At 36.9% G+C, this 14760-nt stretch carries 11 protein-coding genes and 1 pseudogene; 11 read left to right on the top strand and 1 reads right to left on the bottom strand.

All coding sequences use genetic code 11. The annotated features are described in order from the left end of the window. The first annotated feature begins 3 nt into the window (after nt 1-3). The 11 genes and pseudogenes from NT145_03295 (at nt 4) to NT145_03245 (ending at nt 13958) form a co-directional block, all read left to right on the top strand. Nucleotides 4-552 (top strand): LemA family protein, encoded by a 549-nt coding sequence (locus NT145_03295; GenBank protein MCX5781717.1) that lies wholly within the window; start codon nt 4-6, stop codon nt 550-552. Further along, a complete protein-coding gene (locus tag NT145_03290; GenBank protein MCX5781716.1) occupies nt 549-2477 on the top strand; it encodes a DUF2207 domain-containing protein in 1929 nt (642 codons plus the stop codon). The genes NT145_03295 and NT145_03290 overlap by 4 nt, the downstream gene beginning before the upstream one ends. A gap of 2 nt (nt 2478-2479) precedes the next feature. After that, a complete protein-coding gene (locus NT145_03285; GenBank protein ID MCX5781715.1) occupies nt 2480-3328 on the top strand; it encodes a hypothetical protein in 849 nt (282 codons plus the stop codon). 104 nt (nt 3329-3432) lie between these two features. After that, the gene (locus NT145_03280; protein ID MCX5781714.1) at nt 3433-4197 is read left to right on the top strand and encodes a hypothetical protein; all 765 of its coding nucleotides are present in this window, start codon (nt 3433-3435) and stop codon (nt 4195-4197) included. Beyond that, on the top strand, nt 4127-6742 hold the full coding sequence (locus NT145_03275; GenBank protein MCX5781713.1) for a glycosyltransferase: 2616 nt from the start codon (nt 4127-4129) through the stop codon (nt 6740-6742). The genes NT145_03280 and NT145_03275 overlap by 71 nt, the downstream gene beginning before the upstream one ends. Before the next feature lie 75 nt (nt 6743-6817). Then, nucleotides 6818-9406, top strand: a complete 2589-nt coding sequence (mgtA, locus tag NT145_03270) for a magnesium-translocating P-type ATPase (GenBank protein ID MCX5781712.1) — start codon at nt 6818-6820, stop codon at nt 9404-9406. A 100-nt stretch (nt 9407-9506) separates the two neighbouring features. After that, the gene (locus NT145_03265; GenBank protein ID MCX5781711.1) at nt 9507-10001 is read left to right on the top strand and encodes a hypothetical protein; all 495 of its coding nucleotides are present in this window, start codon (nt 9507-9509) and stop codon (nt 9999-10001) included. Between the two features lie 415 nt (nt 10002-10416). Further along, nucleotides 10417-11865: an MATE family efflux transporter gene (locus NT145_03260; GenBank protein MCX5781710.1), complete on the top strand. Its 1449-nt coding sequence runs from the start codon at nt 10417-10419 to the stop codon at nt 11863-11865. Nucleotides 11866-12020: 155 nt separating this feature from the next. Further along, nucleotides 12021-12899: a hypothetical protein gene (locus NT145_03255; GenBank protein MCX5781709.1), complete on the top strand. Its 879-nt coding sequence runs from the start codon at nt 12021-12023 to the stop codon at nt 12897-12899. Nucleotides 12900-13214: 315 nt separating this feature from the next. Then, nucleotides 13215-13553 (top strand): annotated as a pseudogene (locus NT145_03250) (protein-L-isoaspartate O-methyltransferase). A 111-nt stretch (nt 13554-13664) separates the two neighbouring features. After that, nucleotides 13665-13958 (top strand): cupin domain-containing protein, encoded by a 294-nt coding sequence (locus NT145_03245; GenBank protein MCX5781708.1) that lies wholly within the window; start codon nt 13665-13667, stop codon nt 13956-13958. A gap of 37 nt (nt 13959-13995) precedes the next feature. On the opposite strand, the gene NT145_03240 is transcribed toward NT145_03245, so the two are convergent. Next, nucleotides 13996-14760, bottom strand: a 765-nt coding sequence (locus NT145_03240) for a cation diffusion facilitator family transporter (protein ID MCX5781707.1), incomplete at its 5' end; no start/stop codon positions are given.

Raw genomic sequence — 14760 nt, 5'->3', positions numbered from 1 at the left:
CTTATGGTTTATGTATTAACATTAATTTCAATTGCTATTTTGATTTTTATTATTCTCTATAATAGGCTTATAACCCTGAAATACAAAGTGAAAGCGGCATGGAGCGACATAGATGTTCAACTGAAACGGAGGTTTGACCTTTTGCCCATGCTTGCTGATACGGTTAAATCATATAGTACTTATGAAAGAGGATTGTTTGAAAAAATTACTGAAATGAGAAGTAAAATAGAGTCTTCTCAAACAATAAACGAAAAAGCTTCGTTACAAAATGACGTATCAAAAATAGCTAAAACATTGCTTGCCGTAGCTGAGGCGTATCCTGACCTTAAAGCAAACCAAAGCTTTATTGACCTGCAAAAAAACATATCTAATGTGGAAGAACAGATTCAATATGCGCGGCGCTATTATAACGGTACCGTAAGAGATTATAATACATTGATATTGTCTTTTCCTTCTAACATCGTGGCCAATTTATTTAAGTTTAAAGCTGAGGATTTTTTTGAGATAGAGTTTGCAACTCAAAAAATGCCTCCCGAGATAAAACTAGCATGAATAAAAAAATATTGTTAATTCTGGCATTTTTATTGACTGTTTGCGGTAACTGTTTAATGGCGCAAGAGCCGGAAAGAATTCTGAACTGGCATAGCGACATTTCTGTTCAAAAAGACGGTTCAATGCTGGTAAATGAAACCATTAAGGTTTCTTGTGTCGGCAGTCAAATAAAGCACGGGATATATAGAGATTTCCCGACAAAATACAAGGATATATATGGAAACACCTACAAGGTAGATTTTAAATTAATCGGTGTCTATAAAAACGGCATAAGCGAGCCGTACCATTTTGGGAATAAAATCAATGGGATACGTATTTATATCGGCAGAAAAGATGTTTTACTTGTTCCCGGAGAATATACATATGAAATAAAATATTATACAAACCGCCAGCTGGGTTTTTTTAAGGATAAGGATGAACTTTATTGGAACGTAACGGGAAACGGGTGGTTTTTCCCGATAGATGAAGCTTCTGCTACCGTTGTGCTTCCCGAAGGCGCCTCAAAAAGTATTATTGAAATAGATGGTTTTACCGGGCCTCAAGGTTCTCGGAATAAGTATTTTTCAAAAGATATGGATCCGTCCGGGAAAATAAATTTTATTATCACTCGGCCGCTTAAATCTTATGAAGGGTTTACAATCCTATTGTCATGGCAAAAAGGTTTTGTGAAAGAGCCGGCATTGAAAGAAAAAATTATATATGTTTTGCGCGATAATAAAAATCTTTTCTTGGGAATTATCGGTTTTGTCGTTATTTTCTTCTATTATTTCGTTGCCTGGGCTAAGGTAGGTAAAGACCCCGAGAAAGGAATAATAATTCCCATTTATTCTCCGCCTGATAATATTTCACCTCAAGCAATGCGTTTTGTAATGAAAATGGGCTATGATAATAAAGCGTTTGCAGCTATGCTGATAAATTTGGCGGTGAAAGGGATTCTTAGAATTGAAAATGAAAACGGCGCGTATAGCATTATTCGAACGGGTAAAAATGAAGAACTTCTGGATAAAACAGAACAAAATATTTTAGGCTCATTAGTGAGTGGTACCGGAAAGATAGATCTTAAGAATACTAATCACGAAATAATTCGTAATTCGATAGAAATATTAAAAAAATCATTACAAACAAATTATGAAAAACACCATTTTGTTACTAATGTAAATTTTTTTATACCCGGAGCAATATTTTCGGCTGTATTTATTGCAGCAAGCGTGTTTACAGGCGATGCAGACAGGTCATCGTTAGCAATATTTATGTCAATCTGGCTTACAATATGGACATTCGGTGTTGCGGCTTTATTAACGCAAGTGGTAAGCCTATGGAAGGGTGTTTTGTATGGAACAGGAATAGGCAGGCTATATTCCAGCGGAGCCGCTATTTTTCTGACACTTTTTAGCATTCCTTTTATAGCCGGAGAAGTTTTTGGCACATTTGCATTTATTAATGCCACCTCCGCTCCGATATTTTTAATTTTGATTCTTATGGTTTCACTTAATATCATTTTCTATTATCTTTTGAAAGCTCCAACGGTTTTGGGGCGGAAATTGATGGATAAGATTGAAGGATTTAAAATGTATCTTTCCGTTGCAGAAAAGGACAGGCTGAATTTTATTATTCAGCCTGAAAAAAAACCTGAAATATTTGAAAAATATCTTCCGTATGCGTTAGCTTTAGGAGTGGAACAAAAGTGGGCCGAATATTTTGCTGATGTGTTTTCTACGGCTACGGTCGGCGGAAACCAATATTCGCCCGCTTGGTATTCCGGAACTGCCTGGGCTGCATCCGGCTTGCCAATTTTTGCTTCTTCCTTTGCAAGTTCTTTTACAAGCGCAATATCATCATCTTCTACGGCTCCGGGATCTTCAAGCGGAGGCGGCGGTGGCGGAGGGTCCGGTGGGGGCGGCGGCGGCGGTGGAGGAGGTTGGTAGAAATGGGTTCGCTATTTCAGTCATTTACAAGAATTGCTGTAAGTGTTTTTATTGCCTATTGTGCTTTTATGGCATTATTATATTTCAGTCAGGAAAAATTCATTTTTTTCCCTCAGTCAACACCTATTAGTACTTTAAAGGAAATAAAAACAAAATATAAAAATGCTGAAGAAGTCAGTATTAAAACTTCTGACAATGTGATAATTAGAGGGTGGCTTGTAAAAAATACAATTAATAAGAAAACACCGCTTATAATATATTTCGGAGGAAATGCGGACGTTCTTTCAGACGTAATAAAACAGTCAAAATATTTTAAAGAATGGTCGCTAGGTTTGATAAACTATAGGGGTTATGAATTGAGTGAAGGAAAACCCGGCGAAAAGGAATTTTATAACGATGCTTTAGCTATATACGATTATTTTTCCCAAAGAAATGATATTGATAATAAAAACATCGTTATTTTTGGAAGAAGCATAGGCACAGGGGTTGCCGTTTATTTGGCAAAAAACAGGTCAGCAAAAGGGATAATTCTTGTTTCACCCTACGATAGTTTGATAAGTATTGCAAAAAAAGATTTCCCTTACGCTCCGATTGGTTTGCTTTTGAGGCATAAATTTGACTCAATTTCATTTTCATCATCCATTACCGCACCTCTACTTGTTTTAATTGCTGATCAGGATACTACCGTTGAGCCGGAATTTTCCGAAAACCTTGTTAAAAAATGGGGCGGGCCTTATAAAATTGTGTCAATCAAAGGAGCAGATCATAACAGTATGAGCTATAGCCCTTTGTATTGGGAAAGCATAAATGAATTTTTAGATGCGTTTAAATTAAAAGAAAAGAAGAAATAAGATAGGATTCTTTAAATATATTAAAATTAATTTTAAAAAAGGGATAATGCCTACTTTTCATTTCGGTTTATTTAATTAGGCGGTGTCCCTGTTTTCTTAAAAAAATGAAACAAAGACATATATTCTACGATGACTCTCAAAAAAGATGGCCATTTATCAAAAGAATTGCATTGATACTAGGTGTGATTTTTGGTCTAATAGGTTCAATTTTTTTGGTAAGTCTGATATTTATTCCTTCAAAAGGTCCGGCTCTTAATATTTCTGCTCCAGTGCATCGAACTCTTCGTTCAATTATTCCTAAAATTCCTGTTAGAAAAAAGCAGATGCAGAAATATATTTTGAACAGGATTCGGCGGGAAGTAAATTCTTTACTGATTGAAGATAAACAAAAAAATATTAAGTCAAAAAATATTAAAAGCAAAGGTGAAAAAGTTGTTGCAGCATTCTACACAGTATGGCAGGAGCCAGGTATTCACTCGCTAAAGGCGCACGCAGATAAGCTGACGCAGCTTATTCCGGAGTGGCTGCATCTATCTAAGGACGGTGAAAACCTTGACCTTTATGATTGGAACCCCAAAATACTTTTTCATAACAAGGAAGTTGTTGAAATTGCTCGAAAAAATAATCTAGTAATCATGCCTATGATTAATAATGCTCAAGGCAGTGAATTTGACCTTAAAAGAGTTAAATTCCTTTTAACAAATAAGATAAAACAAAAAAAGTTTGTAAATAATTTAAAAAATTGGCTTTTAGAAAATCATTTTCAGGGAATTAATATCGATTTTGAAAAACTTGACGATGAAACAAATGCTCTTATGCCGGATTTTTTCAGTTGGATGGTATACAGAACTTCTGAAGAAATCTCTTAAAAGAATTCCGAGAGAAAAACTTGTTGTAGGGCTTGGAAACTATGCTTATGACTGGAATGAAAGAAAGAAAAGGGCGGATTCTTTGACTTTTCAGGAAGTTTTAATTACCGCAAAGGATAACCGTCCGGATGAAAAGCCAGCTGAGATAATTGATTTTGATCCCAGCGCGCTTAACCCGACTTTCAGCTATAGGGATGATGGCAATAATATGCATGAAGTTTGGTTTCTTGATGCCGTAACAGCAGCCAATCAGTGGGAAATAGCGCAAAAAGAAAATATTCAAGGTGCTGTACTTTGGGTCCTGGGGTCAGAAGATCCGTCAATATGGAGTTTTTTTGACCATGAACGCATAAGTAAACCGATGGATATGACTCAATTGGACAATATGAGTTATCCTTATGACGTAAGTTTCATAGGAGAGGGTGATATTTTAAGAATTAAATCTATGCCGCAAAAAGGATTGCGCACAATTGATATTGACCAATTGAGCGGCTTGTGCACAGATGAAACCTATGAAGCATTTCCGTCTGCTTTTGTTTTTGAAAGAAACGGCCTTCAGCCCAAAATGGTTGCTCTTACTTTTGACGACGGGCCTTATGAGCCCTACACTTCTGAAATATTGGATAAGCTAAAGCAGTTAGGTATTTATGCCACTTTTTTCTGCATAGGAGAAAATCTTGAACGTCATCCTGATGTTGCTGAGCGCATTTGGGAAGAAGGACATGAAATCGGCAACCATTCATGGACTCACCCGAATATGGGGGAAATTTCAGAAACACGTGCAAGAATGGAACTGAATAGCACTGATAGAATTTTACAAAGCATTCTGGGGAGGTCCACTATTTTATTCAGAGCTCCCTTTAATGCTGATGCAGAGCCAACAAGCGCAGAAGAAGTCTGGCCTATAGTGTTTGCTTCAAAATTCGGTTATATTACTGTTGGGGAATATATTGACCCGCAGGACTGGAATCTTACAGAGATTTTGCCGAATGGCAAAGTAAAACATCGCACTTCAAAAGACATCGCTGATAATGTTATTCAATTAATTCATGAAGGGCACGGTAATGCTGTGCTTTTGCACGACGGAGGCGGAGACCGTTCTCAAACCGTGGCAGCTGTAGAACCTATTGTAAAAACTCTTTCTAAAGAGGGATACAAGTTTGTTAAAGTATCTGAATTGATGAATACGACAAGGGACACGATTATGCCTAGGGTCAACTCTAAGGATAATGTCTTGATAGGAGTTGACAGAATTGTATTTGAAATCACCTATTTATTTGAAGTTCTTTTGCACTTGTTTTTTATTATAGCGATTATTCTAGGAACATTAAAAGTTATTTTTATAATAACTCTGGCACTTTTTTCAAGGAAACGGGAAAAGAAAAATATTTTTAACGATAAATACCATCCCTTTGTTAGCGTAGTTATAGCCTGTTATAACGAAGAAAAAGTTATAGAAAAAACCGTTCATGCAGTTTTGGAAAATAAATACGAGCCCCTTGAAATTGTTCTGATTGATGACGGTTCAAAAGATAATACTTTTAATGTCGCGCAGAGTCTTTTTGGAAATAATCCCAAGATAAGAATAATTAGGCAAGAGAATCTGGGAAAAGCGGCAGCTTTAAATAAGGGAATTGAACAAACTTCGGGAGCAATAATAATTTGTCTTGATGCCGACACCATCTTTGAAAGGGATACTATATCAAAACTGATAAGGCATTTTGCTGATAAAAAAGTCGGGGCAGTTGCAGGAAATGTAAAAGTCGGAAACAGAATAAATATTTTGACTTATTGGCAAGAAATAGAATATATTACCAGCCAAAATATTGACCGCAGGGCGTATTCATATATGAATGCGATAACCGTGGTGCCCGGCGCCGTCGGAGCTTGGCGAAGGGAGGCCGTGCTGGGTGCGGGGGATTTTAGAAGCGATACCTTAGCTGAAGATATGGATCTAACATGGCGGTTGAGGCAAAATGGCTGGAGAATAGAAAATGAAACTCAAGCATTCGGATATACGGAAACGCCCGATACCTTAAAAACACTTTTTAAACAAAGATTCCGCTGGACATTTGGGACATTACAATGTCTGTGGAAACACAGAGATATGCTCGGCCGTTTTGGCGGCTTCGGCTGGGTAATGATGCCGTCTTTATGGCTGTTTCAGATAGTTTTTCAGCTTCTTTCGCCGATTATAGATTTTACTATTTTTTGGACTGTCATAACCTCATTCCATTATTGGCTTTTAAGGGGAGTTCTTCGTTTTGACTGGCAGCCATTCTTTATAGCGCTGGGCAATCTTTCTTATATCGCATTTATGTACGTGTTTTTCTTTTTAATAGAGCTTGCCGGGGCTTTGGTTGCATTTAGTTTAGAAAAGGAAAATAAAAAATTATTATTCTGGCTTTTCTTTCAGCGATTTTTTTATAGACAGATTATGTATGCCGTGGCTATAAAATCTTTTAAAACCGCCCTGCATGGAATACATATCGGCTGGGGAAAACTTGAAAGAAAGGGAACTGCAAAATCTGCATATAATAGATAACTTTTTTTGCAAAATTATTAATAAATCAGTAAAATCTATCGTTATAAAATCTTTTGACGGAGCGAATTTGATATTATGAAATTAATAAATTTGTTAGGTTTAATTAATAGAAACCATTCTAAAGTTAAATCGCAATCCTGGAGTTTTGATTATATAAGTTCTGAAGCGGAAGATGTTTTAAGAAACTTGGGAACCGCTGTTTCCGGGCTGAATGAGGGAGAGGCAGAGGCTAGACTTAAAGAATACGGCCTTAACGAACCAGCGAAGAAAAGAAGAAGAACTATTTTTATCCAATTTTTATTGAAATTCGCCAATCCTCTTGTTGTAGTTTTACTAATAATTGCAGCTTTTTCAATGTATTTTGGCCAGCAAATAAGCGCTCTTCTAGTAAGTTTGATGGCAATTATGAGCGTCCTATTGTCTTTCGTTCAGGAATACCGTGCCGGGAAAGAGGCTGAAAAGCTAAGCGAAATGGTCCGCACTACCTCAACCGTAATAAGGGAAGGTGTTGCAAAAGATATAAAAATAAAATTCCTGGTTCCCGGGGATATTATTGATTTATCTGCCGGAGATATGATACCTGCAGATTTAAGGATTATCTCAGCTAAAGACCTTTTCGTTAACCAGGCATCGCTGACCGGAGAAGCATTTCCTATCGAAAAATTTCCGTTTCCAATAAAAAATGGAAAAAGTTCTGTTGCTGATTTTAACAATATAGCATTCATGGGTTCGGCTGTTGTAAGCGGAACGGCGTTTGGAGTGGTAATCAAAACGGGGATTTCTACCCAGTTTGGCGAGCTTTCTAAAAGGCTTGCAACAATGAGGGTGGAAACAGGATTTGATAAGGGAATCCATACTTTTACTTGGCTGATGATCCGGACGATGATGGTGTTGATAGTCGTGATTTTTGCAATAAATTCTATCCTGAGAAAAAATTATGTTGAAGCCTTCCTTTTTTCCTTAGGAGTAGCCGTCGGCATTACCCCTGAAATGCTGCCGATGATAGTCGCGATGAATCTTTCCAAGGGCGCAATAAACATGTCTAAAAAAAGAGTGATAGTAAAAAGACTTAGCTCAATACAAAACTTTGGAGCGATGGATGTTTTGTGCACTGATAAAACAGGGACTCTTACGATGGATAAAATAGTTCTTGAGAAACATTGCGATGTTGTTAGAAAAGAAAGCGACGAAGTATTGAAATGGGCATATATCAATAGTTTTTATCAAACCGGGCTCAAAAATCTACTTGATAAAGCTATACTTAAACACTCGGAGGTTCTAGTAAAACAGCATAAAAAATTTGATGAAATGCCCTTTGATTTTTCAAGAAAGATAATGTCAGTTGTTATTGAAGATGAAGGAAAACACAAACTGATATCGAAAGGTGCTCCTGAAGAAATTTTTAAAAGGTGCAAGAAATATGAACTTGATAACGAAATATTGGATATTGAAGAGGTCCTTTTAGCAGACCTTAAGGAAGAATACGATACTTTAAGTTCCGATGGTTTTAGAGTTTTGGCTATCGCATATAAGAACATTGAAGAGAAAAAAGAAATATATTCAAAAGAAGATGAAAAGGACCTCGTTTTACTGGGGTATCTCGCTTTTCTTGACCCTCCAAAACCGTCAGCCGAAAAAGCCATTATCGCCATGAAAGCGTTAGGCATTGAACTAAAGGTTCTTACTGGCGATAACGAGCTTGTTACTAAAAAAATTTGCACCGAGGTGGGCCTTGATGTAAAAGATCTTACTACCGGTGATTTGGTAGAAAAACTTTCAGATAAAGAACTTCAAGAAAAAGTTAAAACCACAACAGTTTTTGCACGCCTTTCGCCTCTTCAAAAAGAAAGAGTAATTCATGCTTTGCATCAGAACGGGCATATAGTGGGTTATTTGGGCGACGGAATAAATGATGCTCCGGCTTTAAAGGCTTCAGATGTAGGTATCTCAGTTGACAATGCGGTTGATATTGCAAAAGAATCAGCCGATATAATATTGCTTAAGAAAAGTCTTATGGTGCTTGAGGTTGGCGTTTTAGAAGGAAGAAAAACATTTGGAAACATCATTAAATATATTAAAATGGGTGCAAGTTCAAACTTCGGTAATATGTTTTCTATGACAGGGGGAAGTTTATTTCTTCCATTTATCCCGATGCTGCCAATCCAGATTCTTTTAAATAATTTCTTTTATGATTTATCCCAAACTGCAATTCCGACTGATGAAGTTGATGAAGATTATCTTAAAAGGCCGCGGCCATGGAATGTAAATTATATTAAAAAATTTATGCTGACAATTGGTCCAATAAGCTCCATATTTGATTTTTTAACTTTCGGCGTTATGCTTTTTATTTTTCATTCAAATGCTGAATTGTTCCATACTGGCTGGTTCATTGAATCCCTTTGTTCCCAGACTTTAGCAATTTATATTATCAGAACTGGGAAAATTCCTTTTTTGGAAAGTATGCCAAGTAAACTTCTTATGTTTACTTCTATTTTAATTGTGTTTTTTGGAATTTTGATTCCACTCTCGCCTATTGGTCCACATTTCGGATTTGTGATTCCGCCTCCAACTTATTTTGTGGCATTAATTCTGATTGTTATAAGTTATCTTTTCCTGGTTCAGAAAGTTAAAATGTGGTTTGTTAAAAAAAATGGTTACGAATAGAGTGGCAGTTTGACACTAAAAGACTAAATATATACCATTATTTCATAGGAAAGGTATTGAAGACAAAAGGTTGTTCTTATTAAATAAATGTGGAAGTAAAATGACACAAAAACAGAACATCAGATACTTGCTGATTACGGGACTTTTTTTTATTTCGCTAGGCGGCTGGCTGCTTCATTTAAGAATCCATCCGCCGGCAGAAGCAATTTCATATATTTTACCTTTTGTTTTGGGAATAATAAGTATTGTTATAATACCTTTTATGTTTCTTTTCAGAAATCTTGTTCAATATGCCTATGTTGTTAACGGATTTTTTGTAATCATCGGTATAATTACCATGGCGCATTTTTCCTATGCGAATATGAGGGGCCCGATTTCCTTAGAAGGTTTATTTCTGAATACGACGTTTCCAGATATAGCCATTCTTCTCACAAAGTTTTTCATAGGAAAAGCCCTATTTGATCTAAACCGCATGGCTGCGGTTGATACCCCTCACACTGGAAAATATTTTAGATATCCTAATATGGGATGGTGGGGCGTTCATTTTGTATTAGTTGCGCTAGTATACTCTGCCGGCCATTTATTATGGCGATAATGTCAAAATTAGGTTAAAACTTGATTGGCAGCTATTAATGAAATATCAAATATCAAAATTCAAAATGACAAATAAAAAATCAAAAATAACAGAACAAGGGGCAAGTAGCAAGAATTAGGAAAAAAACCCGTATAAATTCTTAAGCCATGACCCTTGGTACTTGCCCCCCAAAAATGGGCAGTAAAGAATTATAAATTTTGATATGTATTTTTGATATTTGATGTTTAATATTTGAAATTAATATTATATCCGTAAGGAGAAATTATGTTTAGATTTATGTTCCCTAAACCGGGCTGGTGGATAGTTCACATCATAGCGATTGCTTTTGTTTTTTGGCTGGGACATATCATAAAATTCGGATAGCTCTAAAATTATAATTTTATATCAATAATTTATTAAAGGGATTCCTGCCATTGTGAAAATCAAAAATTTATTATTTTCAATTTCTAACCGCTGGAAAACTGAAGGCGGTTATAAAGAATTCATAACTCTTGCTTTCCCGTTGATCTTAAGCACAAGTTCATGGTCAATCCAGCATTTTATAGACAGAATGTTTTTGACATGGTATTCTCCTTCAGCTATTGCTGCGTCTATGCCGTCGGGGATGCTGAATTTTACTCTGATGAGCATTTTTATGGGTACGGCAAGCTATGTCGGAACATTTGTTGCCCAGTATTACGGAGCGAAAAAAAATGAAATAATAGGGCCTGCGGTTTGGCAGGGTATTTATATTTCAGTTTTAGGTTCTTTGATTTTGCTGGTTCTAGCTTTTCAATCCGGGAATATTTTTAATATTATTGGCCACGATCTTCCCGTAAGAAAAAATGAAATAATCTATTTCCAAATTCTTTGTCTGGGAGCTTTTCCGGAGCTTGCTTCCGGCGCAATGTCCGGATTTTTTTCTGGGCTGGGAAAAACATGGACTGTAATGTGGGTAAATATAATAGGAACACTTGTCAATATAATTCTTGATTATTTGATGATATTCGGTTACGGAGGTTTTCCGGAATGGGGAATGAAAGGAGCGGCAATTGCTACGGTTCTTTCAGGTGTTTCCACATTTTTAATGTATTTTGTAATACTTGCAAAAAGTGAAAATAACAAATTATATAACACCTTAAAAGGATGGAAGTTTAATTGGAGATTATTAAAAAGAATCGTATGGTTTGGATTTCCCAGCGGACTGCAGTTTTTTATTGATATAGCCGGTTTTACTTTATTTATTTTAATACTCGGCTCTTTAGGAACTACTGTCCTTGCCGCAACCAATATAGCTTTTAATATCAATACAATAGCCTTTATGCCTATGATTGGCGGAGGAATTGCTATCTCTGTATTAGTCGGCCAATATCTTGGGAAAAACCGTCCGGATATTGCCGAAAAAAGCGTATATTCCGCTTTTCATATAACTTTTGGATATATGGCTTCCATATCATTGCTTTATGTAATTCTTCCCAGCATTTTTATTTTACCTTTCGCCACAAAAAATAATCAGGCAGAATTTGCTGTTATTCAAAATCTGGTGATAATTTTGCTTCGTTTCGTTGCAGCTTATTCGTTGTTTGATACAATGAATATTGTTTTTGAATCTGCTATTAAGGGAGCGGGAGATACGCACTATGTGTTTAAAGTTATAACTTTAGTTTCTTTATTTGTGCTGGTTTTGCCCAGCTATGCTGCGATAAAATTATTTCATGGCGGCATATATATGGGATGGACAATTGTATCGGTCTATATAGCTCTTTTGGGATTCGTATTTTTGTTCCGTTTTTTAAGCGGAAAGTGGAAGTCAATGAGAGTTATTGAATGCCATAAACCCGGAGTCCCAATAAAATTTCCTGAAGTGCCCTCGGTTGAATATTAAATTTTGCGATAAGCAAATATTATGTTGCCAATATAAGAAAATTTTGATATATTTTTAATCTGATAAGCAATAAGCTATAAGGATTAAGCTTAAGAATAAAGATTTTTTGATTTACTTAGTCCTTGAAATGAAATATCTTTAAAAGGAGAGGAAAAATGAAAAAAGTTTTATTTGCTCTTTCAATGATGTTAGTATTTATTAGCTATGCGGTTGCCGCACAGTCCAGAATAGCTGTTATGAAGCTTGAAGACAAGACAGGCCATCATGAATACGGTTATGACATCGGCGAAGGTGTTGCCGATATGATGGTGACAGAATTTACAAATACCAAGAAAGTAAGGGTAGTGGAACGAGCCGAGCTTGAAACCGTTATGAAAGAGCAGAATATCGGGTTAAGCGGCGCAGTTAATGCTCAGACCGCAGCGCAGTTAGGAAAAATACTCGGAGTTCAATATATGGTGATAGGAAGTGTTAATGAATTTGGCACAAAATCCAGTAATCTGGGAGCTTTCGGTGTGGGAGTTAAAAGTCATTCTGCAAATGTTGGGCTTGATATACGCATTATTGATACCACTAATGCAGAAGTTATTGCCGCCGCAACCGGTCAGGGTAAAAAAAGCACGAAGGCGGTAGATATTAGCAATGCCGATATTCTCCCCACAAATGTAAGTATGGGCAGTCCGGAATTTAGCTCGTCTTTAGTCGGAAAAGCTACAAGAGAGGCCGTACAGGATGCGGTTTCAAAAGTGATAGATAAAATCGGCGGAAGCTGGCAAGGAGCGGTTGCAGCCATAGCAGAAGACGGCACGATAACTATAAATGGCGGCGAAAATGTTGGAATTGCAGCCGGCGACATTTTCAAAGTAGTAAGAAAGGGCGAGGAAATAACCGATCCTGAAACCGGAGAATCTCTTGGCAGCGAAGATAAAACAATAGGTGAAATAAAAATTGTAGAAGTTAAACCTAAATATTCCAAAGCAAAAGCAGTTTCCGGAACCGGTATTCAAAAAAGTGACAAAGTAGAAAAGAAATAAAACCTCATTCTAAGAACTAGCTAAAGAAGGGGGTATTATAAATGTTCGGGGTCAGAATTTGCAGCTATTTAACAGGGCTATTAATTAAGCCTTAAATTGCATACTCTGGCCTTTTTTATCCGCCTTCGCACCGTCCGCCAATGGCGGAGGCAGGGAAAACTATCCCGCCTAGCATCTAGGCTGGCAGCGAGGCGAGCCGAAGAAACCACAGACACTATGGTCGTAAGACCATTGAGCTTCATTATGAAAATTCTAAGATTAATAATTTTAAGCATTGCAATATCTACTCCTTCCTGTCAGTTTCAGGCAAAAGAAATGCCGGAAACTTTTGAGTTTAAGAGGAAGGAGATGGTTGAAAATCAAATTGAGTCGCGGGGAGTCAATGATAAACGCGTTCTTGATGCGATGCGAAAAGTTGAGCGTCATAAATTTGTTCCTGAAAATGAAATACCATTTGCTTATGAAGACCATCCTTTGCCGATCGGTGATGGGCAAACTATATCTCAACCCTACATTGTAGCTTTTATGAGCGAACAACTGGGACTTAACGGGAATGAGAGAGTTCTTGAAATAGGCACCGGTTCGGGCTACCAGGCAGCAGTGCTTGCCGAACTTTGCAAAGAAGTGTATACTATTGAAGTGATTCCCAATCTCGGGATGAATGCAGAAATTTTGCCAGTTGCATTTGTTCCGATGGAAAGAAATAAAAAATAATTTTTAAAGTAGGGAAATGAATTAAAACATTTTAAAAGAGCTCACTTTACCATAACGGGTGAGCCGGGAGGTTTTATGGGTATCACCATCAAGAAGTTGTCGGAAGAAGAAGCTAAAGCGCTTGGCATCACTTCTTGGCCTAAATGGGAGCAGGGAGAAAGCAGTTTTGATTGGTACTACGGTGACAATGAAGACTGCTATTTACTTGAAGGGGAAGTAGAGGTTGAAACTTCCGAAGGTGAAAAGGTTAGAATAGGAAAAGGCGATTTTGTCCATTTCCCCTGCGGAATTAAGTGCAAGTGGCACATAACGAAACCTATTAAGCAGTTTTATCATTTCTGTTAGTTCAATTGGGAAAAATCGAATATTAAAGAAAAATATTCTATCGGTATTTGCAGTTAATATTGAAATTGCAGGTATTGCATAAATTATCGCAGGGTTCAGCATGGATTAGGACTCTTGTATATTCAAGAGTATTTTGTATGTCAGATTCTAGATGCTCGCTGATATCGTGAAATTCTTTTATAGTCATTCTTTGAGGTATGGTTAAGTGCAGGTCGATGTGCTTGATATTTCCTGCACGCCGTGTCCTGAGCTCATGATAATCAACAAATATATTTTGATGGTCGGTCATAACTTGTTTGATTGCCTCTATTTCTGTATCTGATAATTTTGCGTCCATAAGGGGTTGAAACGCGCGGATAAGCATTTCGGTTGCCTCATATAAAATAAATAAAGCTATACAAATAGCCAGAATCGGATCCAGAAAATTAAGCTTTGTCAGCCAAATAACAAATAATCCTGCCGCAACTCCAATGGAAGTATACATATCAACTTTTAGATGTAATGCGTCCGCTTCAAGCGCAATAGAATGTTCTTCGCGCGCAACTTTGTAAAGCCTTGTTGAAACAAAGAAATTAACAATAGCCGAAACCAGCATTACGACAAAACCTATTCCAATCGATTCAATTTCTTCATGTTTAATAATCTTTCTAACGGATTCAATAATAATAAGTAGCGAAGCAATAAAAATAAGCAATGCTTCAACAACGCCGGATACATTTTCCGCTTTTTCATGCCCGTAAGGATGTCCTTGGTCCGGCGGTTTGCCGGAAATCGCAACTGATATATATGCAAATATTGCTGC

This window comes from Elusimicrobiota bacterium, assembly GCA_026388075.1.
Classification (GTDB): domain Bacteria; phylum Elusimicrobiota; class Endomicrobiia; order Endomicrobiales; family JAPLKN01; genus JAPLKN01.
The sequence above is the reverse complement of the archived record's forward strand: the minus strand, read 5'-3'. Positions and strand labels throughout refer to the sequence as shown.

What these genes read in the sequence shown, in the direction of transcription:
- NT145_03295 (MCX5781717.1), top strand. Translation starts at nt 4, where the DNA reads ATGGTTTATGTATTAACATTAATTTCAATTGCTATTTTGATTTTTATT.
- NT145_03290 (MCX5781716.1), top strand. Translation starts at nt 549, where the DNA reads ATGAATAAAAAAATATTGTTAATTCTGGCATTTTTATTGACTGTTTGC.
- NT145_03285 (MCX5781715.1), top strand. Translation starts at nt 2,480, where the DNA reads ATGGGTTCGCTATTTCAGTCATTTACAAGAATTGCTGTAAGTGTTTTT.
- NT145_03280 (MCX5781714.1), top strand. Translation starts at nt 3,433, where the DNA reads ATGAAACAAAGACATATATTCTACGATGACTCTCAAAAAAGATGGCCA.
- NT145_03275 (MCX5781713.1), top strand. Translation starts at nt 4,127, where the DNA reads ATGAAACAAATGCTCTTATGCCGGATTTTTTCAGTTGGATGGTATACA.
- mgtA (MCX5781712.1), top strand. Translation starts at nt 6,818, where the DNA reads ATGAAATTAATAAATTTGTTAGGTTTAATTAATAGAAACCATTCTAAA.
- NT145_03265 (MCX5781711.1), top strand. Translation starts at nt 9,507, where the DNA reads ATGACACAAAAACAGAACATCAGATACTTGCTGATTACGGGACTTTTT.
- NT145_03255 (MCX5781709.1), top strand. Translation starts at nt 12,021, where the DNA reads ATGAAAAAAGTTTTATTTGCTCTTTCAATGATGTTAGTATTTATTAGC.